Origin of the sequence: Guyparkeria sp. (assembly GCF_041687595.1) — a bacterium.
Taxonomy (GTDB): Bacteria; Pseudomonadota; Gammaproteobacteria; order Halothiobacillales; family Halothiobacillaceae; genus Guyparkeria.
The window spans coordinates 20,646-34,580 of sequence record NZ_JAWLBP010000001.1 but is presented as its reverse complement, the minus strand read 5'-3'; the positions used below and the strand labels follow the sequence as shown (position 1 = coordinate 34,580).

Here is a 13,935-nt window from a genome sequence, read left to right as displayed (position 1 = left end):
AGGCGACGAGGCCGGGGCAGTCGCTCGATCGCCGCGACGATGTCTTCCGGGAAGAAGGGCTGCGCGGTCGAGAGCACGGCCCGACCGCAGAGGGCGGCGAGCACGAGGGACTCGAAGCCGTACATGTGCTGGGCGGGTACGGTGCCGAGCAGGTGCAGGTCCGCCGACATCTCCTCCGCGCCCGCGTCGTCGTGAGTGGCGCAACCCAGCGCGACGGCAGCCGCGCGGGCGTTGGCCACCAACTTGCCCCAGTGCTTGTCGTGGCCTTGCGGTCGTCCGGTGGTCCCCGAGGTGAAGACGCGTGCGACGTGCCGGTCGGTCGGAATGGCGGGGATGATCGTGGCGGATGGGTCGAGAGCGCGTTGCAGGGGCGGGATGGCGAGATGCGGCGCCCGGTTGGCGAGATCGGGAGCGGGCGACCCGTCGTGCAGGACGATGCTGTCGGGGTGCTCGTCGAGCAGATCGTCGAGCGCGCCCCGTGAGCGAGTCGACGGAAGCAGCGTGACCCGGTCGGAGAGGATGCCCGCCACCAGACCCACCAGGAAACGGTCGCGTCCGTCGGCCAGATTGACAAGATGCCGGACCCTCCGGGGCAGGGCTTCGAGTGATTCGGCCAGTGCGGCGGCAGTGGCGAGCACGTCCGCAGCACGCCAGTGGGTTTCCCCGTCGTGCAGCAGCGCCCGAGCCGCGTCACCGTCGGGAAACAGCGGGATGGTCTTGCCCGTGGCCGGCGTCATGGACGTTCCTGCCGTTCGGCCAGCTGTCGCATGTGGCGGCGGTAGGCGACGATCGCGCTCACCGGGCTGGAAAGATCCTCGCGCGGCAGCACGGCGAGTCGTAGCAGGTATTCGAGCATGAACATGCCGATCACCAGCGGGAAGGTAATGTAGAGCGCGTAGTCTACCCAGACATCGGCGCCGGCAACGAGCATCAACCCGGCCGAGACCAGCCCGTTGGCGACGAAGAACAGACCCCAGGCCCAAGTGATGATGCGGGTGTAGCCGAGCAGTGCGGGTGACATGGTCTCATGCACCTGCGCGGCGAAACGGGTGCAGGCCGGTGTCCGGCCCTGGGCGAGGCTGCCGAGGAAGAACGCGGCGAGCGCGGCGTGGACGGCGAGATGCTGGACCAGGTAGATCAGGGCGACGTGATCCTGGAGCAGGGCGGCGAGGAGTAGTGTCGCCGGGACGATCGCCACGGCGAGCGCCTGCCTTGGCCTGGTTGCGAATGGCGCGACCAGCAGCAGGACGATCACGGCCAGCGGCGCGAGAGCGAGCAGGCTCCAGGCGAAGGTCACCTCGCCCTGTGCGCCGATCAGGCGTGCGAAGACCAGGTTGAGCACCAGCATGCAGCCGATCGCCCAGCTCTGCCAGCGCCGCGTGGACGAGCGCGGGCCTACTTGCTGCGGTTCTCGGCGATGAATCGGCATAGATCGCGCAGCGAGGCGAAGATCTGTTCGTTTCGCTCGTCGTCGGAGCGCAGGTTCAGGCCATAACGCCGGGAGACGACCAGGGCGATTTCCAGGACATCGATCGAGTCCAGTCCGAGCCCGTCGCCGAACAGCGGCTCGTCCGGATCGATCTCCTCGGGGGTCTCGTCGAGATTGAGGGCCGCGACCAGTTCGGCGGCCACCTCGGGAATTAGCGCGTCGATCGTCTTGTCGTTGCTTTCGCTCATCGTGCCTGTCGTTCTTGTTGAGGTATCAGTGCCCGCCGGAGCGGGTGAAGGCGAGTACCGCGTTGCTGCCGCCGAAGGCGAAGGAATTCGACAGCGCCGCCTTGATCCCGGTCGCCTTGCGGGGCGCGCCTCGGATGTGGTCGACACCATCGCAGGCCGGATCGAGGACATCGAGCCCGGCGGTCGGTGGCAGCCGTTCGCGGTCGAGCGCCAGTATCGTGATGGCCGCCTCGATCGCGCCGGTCGCGCCCATCGCGTGGCCGTGGACGGCCTTGGTGGCGCTGATCGGCAGACGCGCGGCCAGCTCGTCGCCGAAGACTTCCCGTATCGCGGCGACCTCGGTGGCGTCTCCCTCGGTGGTCGCCGTGCCGTGCGCGTTGATGTAGCCCACGGACGAGGGCGTCAAACCGGCCTCGTCGAGCGCCGCGGTGATTGCGCGGACCTGGCCGTCACGGTCCGGGCGTACCACGTGGCTAGCGTCGTTGGATGCTCCGTAACCGGAGATTTCGGCGAGGATCGGTGCGCCGCGGCGTTCGGCGACCTCGCGGGACTCGAGGATCAGGCAGGCGGCCCCTTCCGCCAGCACCAGGCCGGCTCGGTCGACATGGAAGGGGCGGCACGCCCGCGGTGCGCCGGCATCGTCGCATGGGGCGAGCATGTGCATGGCCTCCCAGGCACGCAGCACCCCGAGCGCCAGCGGCAGGTCGGAGCCGCCGACCACCATCCGGTCCATTTCGCCGTCGCGGATCTGGCGATAGCCTTCGCCGATGGCGATGGCCGCCGAGGCGCATGCGACACTCGATGTCGACGCCTGGCCGCCCAGGCCGAATTGCATGCCGATCTGCGCGGCGGCGGCGTTGTTCATGCCCATCACTACCGACATCGGTGAAAGCCGGCGGCGACCTTCCTTCCAGAAGGCCCGGTAGCCGTTCTCGAAGGTGTTGATGCCGCCAAGCGCGGTGCCCCAGTGCACCCCGGCCCGCGGGTCGGAGGTTTTCTCCCGTTCGGGAAGTCCGGCGGCAGCCCACGCCTCCCGGGCGGCGAGCAGCGCCAGGCGGGCGAACGGGTCGGTGACACGGCAGACGGCCTTGCCCAGGCGGGCTTCGAAGTCGACGGGGTCGAAGAAGACGGCCGGGGTGCGCATGCCTAGCGCCTCGTCCTCGCCCTCGTGCAGGCGGATGCTGGACTCGCCGGCCAGCGCGCGCGTCATGACGCTTTCGGTGTCGCCCCCGAGCGGATCGAGGATCGACAGACCGGTGACCACCACGCGGCGCTGTCCGGCCCGATCGGTCATCCCCCTTGCGTTTCCGTCAGGTAGGGCTCCAGGATATCGACCAGGTCCCGCACGGTTTCGGGCGTGCCGGCATCATCCCCTAGTTCGATGTTCATCTCCTCCTCGAGGGTGAAGATCAACTCGAGCAGCGTGAACGAATCGATACCGATCTCGTCGAGTCGACTGTCGATCGAGACCAACCCCGGGTCGATGTCTGTGTTTGCGGCGATTCCCCGTCGGATGAGTTCCAGTGCCTGCATGCGTGCTTCCTTTGCCTCGCTTCACACGGTTCCTTGCCCGCAGCCGGCGACTGGCTCGAGCGCACCCGGAGTGGTCAATGGTGAACATTGATGGGCGATTGCACGAGTCGGCGGGCGAGAAAAAACAAAAAAGACACCCGCAGGTGCCTCATTCTCATATTCGGTGGCGGAGGGTCAGGGATTCGAACCCTGGAAGGGCTATTAACCCTTGCCGGTTTTCAAGACCGGTGCATTCAACCGCTCTGCCAACCCTCCGGCGCCCGCGCATCTTCAGGTAAAGGCGAAACCCTGTCAAGATAGCGCCCTCCGGCAGGGGATGCCGGGGGGGGCGAGCGTCGGCTCTTGTGCGAGGGAACCTGGACGGCGGTGGTCGGTCTATATCCGATTCACGGATCCGGGAATGCTCGCGCTGCCGTGGTAAAGTTTCCGCCCGATTTTTGTGTTGAAGAACTGATTCAAGGAGATAGAAACATGCGTTGGTCTTATCTAGCATCCGTGGGGGCAATGGCCGTTGTCCTGTCCGCGTGTAGTTCCACTCCTGGCCCTGGCGCTGGCGATGATGCAGCAGCGGGTGACGCGGCTGATGGCGCCCAGAGCGCTGGTCTGGCCGACGGAGCAGGGATGAGCGAGGACAGGCTCTACGAAGGTCAGCCCGCCGAGCGTGAGCGCACCGTCTACTTTGGCTTCGACGAGTACTCGGTCGCGAACCAGTATCAGGGCATGCTCCGCGCGAACGCGGACTTCCTGAACGATAATGGCAATCGTGAGGTCGTCATCGAGGGCCACACCGACGAGCGTGGCAGCCGCGAGTACAACATCGCTTTGGGCGAGAAGCGTGCCAACGCCGTTCGTGATGCGCTGTTGTCGTACGGCGTGTCCTCCGGTCAGATCGAGACCGTTAGCTATGGCGAGGAGCGTCCGGCCGTCGAGGGTTCCGGTGAGGATGCCTGGTCCCAGAACCGCCGTGCCGTGATCGAATACGGTCAGTGATGGACCGTCCGGCGGCCTGAGAGGCCGCCGGCAGCATTCGACCTACTGGATAAGCCGGGCTTTGCCCGGCTTTCTTGCGTTTGCGCCCTGCGTCTGGCCCGCCGGCCGACCGTCATTCTTCCTGGGGAGGTGCCGTCCGACTGCGGTCCTGCTTGACCTGGGGGTAGGGGCGCGCCGGCGGCGGGATGAGCACCGTATCGAAGTGGTCGGCGCGAGGATTGGTCTCGGGAAAGTCGCGGGAGTAATGCAGCCCGCGACTCTCGTGGCGGTTGAGGGCAGAACGGACGATGAGATCGGCCACCTCGACCAGGTTGCGCAATTCGATCAGGTTGTTGCTGACACGGAAATGCGCGTAGTAGTCGTGGATTTCCCGTCGCAGCAGGTTGATCCGTGCCCGGGCGCGCGACAGGCGCTTGGTGGTCCGCACGATCCCCACGTAACTCCACATGCTCCGACGGAGTTCGTCCCAGTTGTGGGTGACCACCACCGCTTCGTCGGGGTCCGTTACCTGGCTTTCGTCCCAGGCGGGAATGGTCAGCACGGTCTCCGCCGTGTCACGGGGCAGATCGGCGATGCGGCGTGCAGCCGCTTCGGCGAACACCAGGCACTCGAGCAGCGAGTTGCTGGCAAGCCGGTTGGCCCCGTGGAGACCGGTGTGAGCCGTTTCGCCGATCGCGAAGAGGCCGGGGATGTCGGTCTGGCCGGCGAGGTCGGTCATCACGCCGCCACAGGTATAGTGCGCCGCTGGCACCACGGGCAGCGGTTCCTTGGTCATGTCGTAGCCGAACTCCAGGCAGCGCTGGTGGATCATCGGAAAATGGGTCTCGATGAATTCGCGTCCCTTGAAGCTGATGTCCAGGTAGACGCAGTCGATGCCCAGGCGCTTGATCTCGGCGTCGATCGCCCGGGCGACGATATCGCGAGGGGCGAGTTCGGCATCCGGGTGGTGGTCTGGCATGAAGCGCGTGCCGTCGGGGCGTAGCAGGACGCCGCCTTCGCCGCGCACCGCTTCGCTGATGAGAAACGACTTGGCACGTGGCTCGTACAGGCAGGTGGGGTGGAACTGGATGAATTCCATGTTCGCCACCCGGCATCCCGCACGCCAGCCCATCGCAATGCCGTCGCCAGTCGCGCTGTCGGGGTTGGTGGTGAACAGGTAGGCTTTCGCCGCACCGCCGGTAGCCAGCGTGGTGCATCGACTGCGGATCGTCACCACCCGATCGGCCTCGATGTCGAGCACGTAGGCGCCCAGACAGGCATCGCGAGTCTCGCCCAGCCGGCGGGCAGTAATCAGGTCGATGGCGTTGTGATACTCAAGGACGCGGACATTGGGCCGGGCCTTGACGGCGGCTACCAGCGTGTCGGTCAGCGAGCGGCCGGTGTGGTCGGCCGCGTGGGCGACGCGCCGCTGGCTGTGGCCGCCTTCCCGTGTCAGGTGCAGTCGGTCGCTGTGCTCGCTGTCGTGCGTGAAGGGCATGCCGAGGGACTCGAGCCAGTCGATCTGGCTGGGTCCGGCGTGCACCACGTGTTCGACCACCTCGCGGTCGGGAAGGCGAACACCGGCCCGGATCGTGTCCTCGATGTGCTGTTCGATGTCCTCGTTGCCATTCAACGCCGCGGCGATGCCTCCCTGGGCCCAGGGCGTGCTTCCCCCGACCAGTTTTCCCTTGCTGATCACCAGCACGTCGAGGTGCTCGGGGAGCCGCAGGGCCATGGCCAGACCGGCGGCGCCGGAGCCGATGATCAGCACATCGGTCTGGAGTTGGGTCGTGGGAGCGTTGCTCTCGGTCATGCGGCGTCGATTTCCTTTCATGTCTGGGGCTGAATCAGCCCGGAATGATCCCGGCAGGGAACGTACTGGCCGGTTCGTTGTCTATGGAACCTTTGATCGGCTCGGCGCCGTCGTTGGCGTCAGTGCCCGTTGGCCGCTGATGGCATCGGGGCGAAGACAGGCTTCTTGCCTGTCGTGTGCCGGAGATGCCGCGGCGGCAAACCCGTTGAAGTTTTCCCGTTGGGCCGTCAGAGAGCGTCTCTTCAGGTTGGCCCGACCGTATCTCGTTGTGCCAGAACAAGAGATGCCGCTCTGGTGACGACCCGCGATATGCGGAGTGCGGCACCTCGCATCCGGTCCCGTGTTTCCCCCCGGGGGGGGGCTGTCAGGGTTGCTGCCGACTCGATCAGTCGTTTCCCCGGCTATCAGTCGCATGTCCCGGATGGTATTATTGTTGCAATTACATTGCATTCGAGCCGTGTCGGCTGATACGTCCGGGAAGCGTGTCTGGTTCAAAGAGTATACGCAGGTCGGCATGCATTTTCGGGCCGGGCAGCGGTGCCGCCGCCACCACTGGCTCTTCCATGAATATTGTTCACGCAGGTTTCGTAATCAGGTATGAGCGCCGAGGAGACAGACAAGGCCCTGGTGGCCCGTGCCCAGAAGGGTGACCGGCGCGCCTTCGATCTCCTGGTCCTGAAATATCAGCACCGGGTACAGCGGCTGATTGCCCGGTACATCCGGGACCCGGAACAGGTGTTCGACCTGGCCCAGGAAACCTTCATCAAGGCCTATCGTGCCCTTGGGCGCTTCCGTGGTGACAGCGCCTTCTATACGTGGATATACCGCATCGCCGTGAATACGGCCAAGAACCAGCTCGCCTCCGATGCGCGAGGCGGGTTCACCGTGTCGTTGAACTCCGGCGGTTCGGACGAGTCTGATGAACCGATGATCGAGCCCGAGGCCCTGCGAGACATGGGGTCTCCCGATGCATTGGCGGCGACAGCGGAGCTGAAAGACGCCATCGATCGGGCCATTACCGATCTTCCCGAGGATCTGCGGACTGCGCTGACCCTGCGGGAGATGGAGGGTTTGAGCTACGATGAGATCGCGGCGGTGATGGACTGTCCGATCGGGACGGTGCGCTCGAGGATCTTTCGCGCCCGTGAGGCAATTGAGCAGTCGATTCAACCACTCAAGGGTGGAGACTGAAGGTGGCACCCGTGATGAAGCAAAGACAGGCGAACGATTCGGCAACTATCGACGCGGTGGTTTCGGACTGGTGGGACGACGAACTGTCGGGCCGCGGTCGCTGGGCTGATGAGTTGATCGAACATCGGGACTCGGTACACGAGAAGGCCCGGTTGTATGAACTGATCGGCAATCGCGTCCGTGGCGAGGAGGAGCCCACCCGGGACCTGCTTGCCGCGGTCAATGCACGACTCGATGATCTGCCGGCCGACGAGCTTTCCGGTGCGGCCAAGGTCGTTTCGCTGGATGCCGCGCGGGCCAAACGCCGGCAGCGCGTGGTGCAGGGGGCCGTGGCCGCTTCGCTGTTCGCCGCCGTCACCGCCGTAGGGTTGACGATCACCACCTCCGATCGAGGCATGGTGCCTGGTGAAGTGCCGGCTCAGGCCACCGGCCCGACGGAAAACGACCGGGCCGTGATGGCCACTCTCAACGCCAACGACGTCCCCGAGGAAGTCTCCCCGGTCGCCGCCACCAGCGGGGCGCGGGATGAGGCCACCGTGGTGGCGGCGAACAACGGCGCGTCAAGCGGATCCTCCGCCGAGTCGAAGCTTCCGGCATGGGCGACGGGCGGCTCGACTACGGACTCGGATCCATACGTGATCACGCACTACCGTGCGGCTTCCTCGGAATTCGGCACCGTCATGCCGGAAGTCCGCGCCGCGGCATTTGAAAGGGAATGATGGGCAACGTGTCAGGAACCAGAAGGCTCGCGCAGACCCTTTTTCTAGTTCCGGCGGCATTCCTGGCCGTCGAATCCCTCGCCGACACCGGTGCCCGATGGACGGAGACCGCCGTCGAATCCGCCGGAAATCCGGAGTCGTCGGTCCAGTTGGATGTCGGCAGCGAGTCAGCCCTCCGCCAGCGTATCGGTGAAATGGTCGACGTCATGTCGCGCCATACCTACGGCGGACGTTTCATGCATGTTCGCGGTGACGAGATCGAGCTGATGCGCGTCGTCCACCGCGAGGTGGAAGGTCAGCGCGCCGAACTGCTGGTCGCCGAAAACGGCGAGGTGCGAGAGATCCGCCGCCTGGGGGATCGTTGCGCCTGCATCTGGCCCCAACGAGGGCAGGTCATGCTGGGGGACTACCCCAACATCACCAGCCGTCTTGCCGGCGAACGTTTCGGATCGATCGATTCGGTCAGCGACACCTACCGCGTCGTGTCTCTTGGGCAGAGCCGAGTGGCCGGGGAGTCCTGCGACATGATGGCGATCGTGCCGACCGATGATTACCGCTACGGCTACAAGCTCTGCATCGGCCAGAAGACCCCGCTGCTCCTGCGCATGAGCATCTACGATGAAGTCGGTCGACCGATCGAGCACAACCAGTTCACGCAGGTCGAGTCGCTCGAACGTGTCGAGCTGTCCTTCCAGGAAGACCTTGTGGCGGACATCGATTCCGATTTCGAGATGATCGAGCTTGGCGGAGAGCCGGTTGAAAACGCACCGATCCGACAGGAAAGCTGGGTCGTCGACCCGTTGCCGAGCGGTTACAGCATCAAGTCGCGAAGCTGGCGGCGAAACCCGGTGACGGGTCAGTACTTCGAGCACCTGGTAATCAGTGACGGGTTGGCCACTGCCTCCGTCTTCGTCGAGGAGGGCAGGGGTGAAGCCAGCCGGCAGGCCTCCCGTACTAGCCAGGGCATGAAGATCGCGGCTCGTGCCGTCGACGACATCCGTGTGACCGCGATCGGGGATGTCCCCTCCGCCACCGTCGAGGCACTGGTTGCCAACACGGTGCGCGAGTCAGGCAAGGATTCCGAGGCGGACTCCAAGTCCGGCGACTGATGGCGGACATCGACAGAAGGTCTGAATCACTGGCACGGGAAGACCTGGTGCTCGAGCCGGCCAAGGTGGTGGCAGTCGAAGCCGGTGGCGTCTGGCTGGAGGCCGGTGCCAGTTCCGGTTGCGCCAACTGTCGTGACGGACAGGGGTGCGGTGTCAGCATCTTCCAACGGCTGTTCCGGCTTCCGCGGCACCAGGTCTATCTTCCCACCGCCGAACCGCTCGCCGTCGGTGATCACGTCACCGTCGGCATGTCGCAACGCGCGCTGCTTCACGCCTCGCTGTGGCTCTATCTGGCGCCTCTGCTCGGGCTGCTCGCCGGAGCGCTCAGCCTCGATGTTCTTGTCGGCAACGAGGCCATCACTGTCCTCGGTGCGCTCGCCGGGTTGGTGGCCACGCTGTGGTTCGTCCGCACCCGGCAGCGGCGCCAGGCCGCTTCAGGGCAATTCTTCCCGGTATTGCAGGAAGTTACCCTCCGCCAGGCACGCGAGAACTGATCCCCGGTTACTGTTTCCCCTCGTAGCGTTTCCGCAGTAACCTTAGCGAAATTCAGATTGAATCGGACTCTGTTAGAGAGCCGTTCATGACCGCCGGATTGCCCCACCCGATGCAGATTGCCCACCCCACTCCTTTCTCGCCATTCTCGCCGTCAGCACGGTTGTCTCGTCTGGTTGGGCGCCTCGCGTTGGCCGTCATGGTCGCCACCGGCGCGGCCCTACTGGTTGCCTGTGGCGGGGATGGTGGCGACGAAAGTGTCGAGCCACCTCAGCAACAGGTTACCGGCCTGCCTGACTTCACCGTGCTGGTAGAAAGCAATGCCCCGTCGGTGGTCAACGTGACCGGCGTGCAGAGCCTGCCGCCTGTCGACGAGAAGAACGCAGGCACGGGTGGGGTGGGTGAATGGTATCGGGGCCTGTTCGGTGACCGCGACGTGCCGGCGGAATTCCAGGGCCCAAGGCTACCTCAGGAGAATGACGGATCAGGCTTCATCCTGACCGCCGACGGCTACATCGCGACGAATGCCCACGTCATCGGTGAGGCCAGCAAGATTTTCGTACGGCTGGCCGACGGCCGCGAGATGGATGCCGACTTGGTGGGGGTCGACGAGATCGGCGACATCGCGCTGCTCAAGGTGGATGCCGATAATCTTCCGCCGGTGTCCCTGGGCGACTCGGATGATGTCCGTCCCGGTCAGTGGGCCGTGGCGATCGGTTCGCCGTATGGATTCGACCAGACCGTGACGGCGGGCGTAATCAGCGGCCTGGGGCGCACTTTGCCGTCCGAATCCAAGCAGCCATACGTACCGTTCATCCAGAGTGACGTGGCCATCAATCCCGGAAATTCCGGCGGCCCGCTGTTCAATACGCGGGGGCAGGTGATCGGCATCAACGCCCAGATCTTCACCGAGTCGGGGGCCTTCAACGGCATCTCTTTCGCCATCCCGATCAACTACGTCGTGGACGTGATCACCCAGATCAAGCGCCACGGCGAGGTGCGTCGAGGGTTTCTGGGCGTCGAGGTGCGCAGCGTGGGCCGGGATCTGGCCAAGCACCTGGGGCTGGTGCGTGCGTACGGAGCCGAGGTGGTCGGCTTCGTCGAATCCTCGCCTGCCGCGGTGTCGGGGCTGGAGGTCGGTGACGTGATCCTGTCCGTCAACGGCGTGCAGATCAACGAGGGAGCGGACCTGACCAAGGTGCTCGGGGCGCTGCCACCGGAATCGGACGTGCGCCTGGAAGTTCATTCCGGCGATTCGACCCATAAGATCGATGTTCAGTTGTCGGCGCTGCCGGAACCGCCGGCCGAGGAGCCCGTCCCGTCGGTCGACGAGATGGAAGAGCCGGAATTGGTCGTCATCGAGACACTCGGCCTCATCCTGCGCCGGGGCGACGAGGGCGAAGTGCGTGTCGGTGAGCTCGATCCCAAGGGGCCGGCGGCAGCGTCCGGGCTGGCGCCGGGCGATGTGGTCCTCTCCATCGACCAGAACGAGATCGAGTCCCTCCGCGAGGCCTATCGCATCCTGGCCCGGTTGGCCCATACGCGTGGCAACGAGCTCGTGCTCTTCCTCGTGCGTCGTGATGGCGAGCGTCGCTTCTTCATGCCCGCATTTTCCGGGAACCCGCATCGTTCCGACTGACTTGAGGTGGGTTGGGCTATATACTGTGCGACCTTTCCCGCGACCCGTCCGTCGCGCGAGACACGTCCACGAACCGAAAGTTAATACCCTATGGCCTCCGAGCGTCTCTCCCGGATTCGCAACTTCTCGATCATCGCGCACATCGATCACGGCAAATCCACGCTGGCCGATCGCATCATCCAGCGATGCGAGGGTCTCCAGGAGCGCGAGATGAGTGCGCAGGTGCTCGACTCGATGGACATCGAGCGTGAGCGCGGCATCACCATCAAGGCACAAAGCGTCTCGCTGGACTACCACTCCCGCGACGGGGAGACCTATCGCCTGAACTTCATCGACACGCCGGGGCACGTGGATTTCTCCTACGAGGTCTCACGCTCGCTTGCGGCCTGCGAAGGCGCGTTGCTGGTCGTGGATGCCTCCCAGGGCGTCGAGGCCCAGTCGGTGGCCAATTGCTACACGGCGATCGACCTCGGCCTCGAGGTGGTGCCGGTGCTGAACAAGATCGACCTGCCGGCCGCCGAACCCGACCGGGTCAAGGCGGAAATCGAGGACATCATCGGCATCGAGGCGCAGAACGCCGTGACCTGTTCGGCCAAGACGGGCGAGGGTGTCGACGAGGTCGTCGAACGACTGATCGAGCAGATCCCGCCCCCCGAGGGCAACGAGGATGGCCCCCTGAAGGCCCTGATCGTCGATTCCTGGTTCGACAACTACGTGGGCGTAGTCGCGCTGGTGCGGGTGATCGACGGAGCGATCCGGCCCAAGGCCAAGATCAAGGCAATGGGCACGGGTGATGTGTTCACCGTCGACAAGACCGGCGTTTTCACGCCCAAGACGCTGGCGCGTGACGGGCTGTTCGCCGGCGAGGTGGGCTTCGTCATTGCCGGCATCAAGGACATCGATTCGGCCAAGGTGGGGGATACTCTCACCGACGCCGAGAATCCTGCCGACGGGCCGCTGCCGGGCTTCAAGGAGATGCAGCCGCGAGTCTTCTCCGGTCTCTACCCGGTGGAGGCCGACCACTACGACGACCTGCGCGAGGCGTTGCGCAAGCTGCGCCTGAACGACGCGGCGCTGCACTTCGAGCCGGAAGTCTCGACCGCGCTGGGCTTCGGTTTCCGCTGCGGCTTCCTGGGGCTGCTCCACATGGAGATCATCCAGGAGCGGCTCGAGCGCGAGTACGACATCGACCTGATCACGACCGCCCCGACGGTCATCTTCGAGGTCGAGGAGAAGGACGGGACGACCTACCAGATCCATAACCCCTCGCAACTGCCCGAGCCGACGCTGATCAACGAAATCCGCGAGCCGATCATCGAGGCGCACATCCTCTGTCCGCAGGATTTCGTCGGGCCGGTGCTCAACCTGTGTATGGAAAAGCGCGGCGTACAGAAGAACATGCTGTATTCCGGTAACCAGGTCACCCTGATCTTCGACCTGCCGTTGGCCGAGGTGGTGCTCGACTTCTTCGATCGCCTGAAGTCGGTTTCCCGTGGCTATGCCTCCTTCGATTACCACCTGGACCGCTTCGAGGCGGCCCGTCTGGTCAAGATGGACATCCTGATCAACGGCGAGGCAGTCGACTCGCTCTCCCTGATCGTCCACCGTGACAAGGCCGAGCAGCGGGGTCGCGAGCTGGTGGAGAAGCTCAAGGAACTGATCCCGCAGCAGATGTTCGAGGTGGCCCTGCAGGCGGCGATCGGCGGCAAGATCATCGCGCGGACCAACGTCAAGGCGCTGCGCAAGAACGTGCTGGCCAAGTGCTACGGCGGCGACGTCTCGCGCAAGAAGAAGCTGATCGAGAAGCAGAAGGCCGGCAAGAAGCGGATGAAGAACATCGGCAAGGTCGAGGTGCCTCAGGAGGCCTTCCTCGCCGTGCTGCAGATGGACAACAAGAGCAACTGACCGCCGACCGCGGCCGGTTGAAACGAACCCGGAGAACTTTCCTTGAATTTCGAGTTAATCCTGGTGGTCGCCACCTTCGCCAGCGGCCTGATCTGGCTGGTTGACCGGCTGGCGTTCCGGCCGAAACGGCTGGCGCGTCTCGAATCGGAAGCCCGGCAACTGGGTCACGAGGCGGGCATCGAGCGCAAGGAAGCCAGCGACAGCGAGCCGCTGCTGGTCGATTACGCCAAGTCGTTCTTCCCGATCCTGCTGGTCGTGCTGGTCATCCGCTCGTTTTTGTTCGAGCCGTTCCGCATTCCCTCGGGCTCGATGATGCCCACGTTGCTGGTCGGGGATTTCATCCTGGTCAACAAGTTCAGCTACGGCCTCCGCCTGCCGGTGGTGGACACCAAGGTCCTCCCGATCGGTGAGCCGGAACGGGGTGACGTGGCAGTGTTCCGCTATCCGGAGCAGCCCGAGGTGGACTACATCAAGCGAATCATCGGCCTGCCGGGTGATGCCGTGCGCGTCGACAATCACCGGTTGTGGATCAACGGGCGCGAGGTTTCCCTCGAGCCACAGGGTCGCTATGCGGGGGACGGAAATCTCAAGCACGCGGGTCTGACCGTCGCGGTCGAGGAACTCGATGGCAACCCCCACCAGGTCCTGCTGGACAACGGTGGCTACCTGCGATCCGGGGAGTGGACGGTCCCTGACGGCGAGTACTTCGTCATGGGCGACAACCGGAATCACAGCAACGACAGCCGCTTCTGGGGCACCGTCCCGGAATCGAATCTGGTGGGCAAAGCGGTTATGATCTGGCTGCACTGGAACTGGCAGGACGGCGGTTTCGATGCCAGTCGCATCGGCCGCTCGATCGATGTCGTCGAATCCGACTAATCGAAGGCA

General features: G+C 64.8%; 13 protein-coding genes, 1 tRNA gene and 1 pseudogene. 8 read left to right on the top strand and 7 right to left on the bottom strand.

Features of this window, described 5'->3' with window-relative positions:
* From ACESL5_RS00185 to ACESL5_RS00160, 6 genes and pseudogenes are all read right to left on the bottom strand, one after another.
* Positions 1-737, bottom strand: a pseudogene (locus ACESL5_RS00185) (hypothetical protein); the annotation flags it as partial.
* Positions 734-1,429: a hypothetical protein gene (locus tag ACESL5_RS00180; protein ID WP_372590757.1), complete on the bottom strand. Its 696-nt coding sequence runs from the start codon at positions 1,427-1,429 to the stop codon at positions 734-736. The pseudogene ACESL5_RS00185 and the gene ACESL5_RS00180, both read right to left, overlap by 4 nt.
* Positions 1,396-1,677, bottom strand: a complete 282-nt coding sequence (locus tag ACESL5_RS00175) for a phosphopantetheine-binding protein (RefSeq protein WP_372590756.1) — start codon at positions 1,675-1,677, stop codon at positions 1,396-1,398. The genes ACESL5_RS00180 and ACESL5_RS00175 overlap by 34 nt, the downstream gene beginning before the upstream one ends.
* Positions 1,678-1,702: 25 nt before the next feature.
* Positions 1,703-2,971, bottom strand: a complete 1,269-nt coding sequence (locus ACESL5_RS00170; protein ID WP_372590755.1) for a beta-ketoacyl-[acyl-carrier-protein] synthase family protein — start codon at positions 2,969-2,971, stop codon at positions 1,703-1,705.
* Positions 2,968-3,210 carry an acyl carrier protein gene (locus tag ACESL5_RS00165; protein ID WP_372590754.1) on the bottom strand — a complete coding sequence of 81 codons (243 nt, stop codon included), beginning with the start codon at positions 3,208-3,210 and terminating at the stop codon, positions 2,968-2,970. Before ACESL5_RS00165 ends, ACESL5_RS00170 begins: the two co-directional genes overlap by 4 nt.
* Before the next feature lie 164 nt (positions 3,211-3,374).
* A tRNA-Ser gene (locus ACESL5_RS00160) sits at positions 3,375-3,465 on the bottom strand.
* Positions 3,466-3,831: 366 nt separating this feature from the next.
* Between ACESL5_RS00160 and pal the strand changes: the two genes are divergently transcribed.
* Positions 3,832-4,200 (top strand): peptidoglycan-associated lipoprotein Pal, encoded by a 369-nt coding sequence (gene pal / locus ACESL5_RS00155; RefSeq protein WP_372590753.1) that lies wholly within the window; start codon positions 3,832-3,834, stop codon positions 4,198-4,200.
* A 112-nt stretch (positions 4,201-4,312) separates the two neighbouring features.
* Here pal and nadB read toward each other — a convergent pair whose 3' ends face one another.
* A complete protein-coding gene (nadB, locus tag ACESL5_RS00150; protein WP_372590752.1) occupies positions 4,313-5,992 on the bottom strand; it encodes an L-aspartate oxidase in 1,680 nt (559 codons plus the stop codon).
* Positions 5,993-6,589: 597 nt separating this feature from the next.
* On the opposite strand from nadB, the gene rpoE reads away from it, so the two are divergent.
* The 7 genes from rpoE (at position 6,590) to lepB (ending at position 13,926) form a co-directional block, all read left to right on the top strand.
* Positions 6,590-7,183: an RNA polymerase sigma factor RpoE gene (gene rpoE / locus ACESL5_RS00145; RefSeq protein WP_372590751.1), complete on the top strand. Its 594-nt coding sequence runs from the start codon at positions 6,590-6,592 to the stop codon at positions 7,181-7,183.
* 14 nt (positions 7,184-7,197) lie between these two features.
* Positions 7,198-7,902, top strand: a complete 705-nt coding sequence (locus ACESL5_RS00140; protein ID WP_372590750.1) for a hypothetical protein — start codon at positions 7,198-7,200, stop codon at positions 7,900-7,902.
* 8 nt (positions 7,903-7,910) lie between these two features.
* Positions 7,911-9,011, top strand: a complete 1,101-nt coding sequence (locus ACESL5_RS00135; RefSeq protein ID WP_372590749.1) for a MucB/RseB C-terminal domain-containing protein — start codon at positions 7,911-7,913, stop codon at positions 9,009-9,011.
* Complete coding sequence (locus tag ACESL5_RS00130) at positions 9,011-9,505, top strand: SoxR reducing system RseC family protein (RefSeq protein WP_372590748.1); 495 nt, start codon at positions 9,011-9,013, stop codon at positions 9,503-9,505. The genes ACESL5_RS00135 and ACESL5_RS00130 overlap by 1 nt, the downstream gene beginning before the upstream one ends.
* Positions 9,506-9,591: 86 nt before the next feature.
* Positions 9,592-11,142: a trypsin-like peptidase domain-containing protein gene (locus ACESL5_RS00125; protein ID WP_372590747.1), complete on the top strand. Its 1,551-nt coding sequence runs from the start codon at positions 9,592-9,594 to the stop codon at positions 11,140-11,142.
* 90 nt (positions 11,143-11,232) lie between these two features.
* Positions 11,233-13,047, top strand: a complete 1,815-nt coding sequence (gene lepA, locus ACESL5_RS00120) for a translation elongation factor 4 (protein WP_372590746.1) — start codon at positions 11,233-11,235, stop codon at positions 13,045-13,047.
* 42 nt (positions 13,048-13,089) lie between these two features.
* Positions 13,090-13,926, top strand: coding sequence for a signal peptidase I (gene lepB / locus ACESL5_RS00115; protein WP_372590745.1), 837 nt, complete (start codon positions 13,090-13,092; stop codon positions 13,924-13,926).
* Positions 13,927-13,935 lie beyond the last annotated feature (9 nt).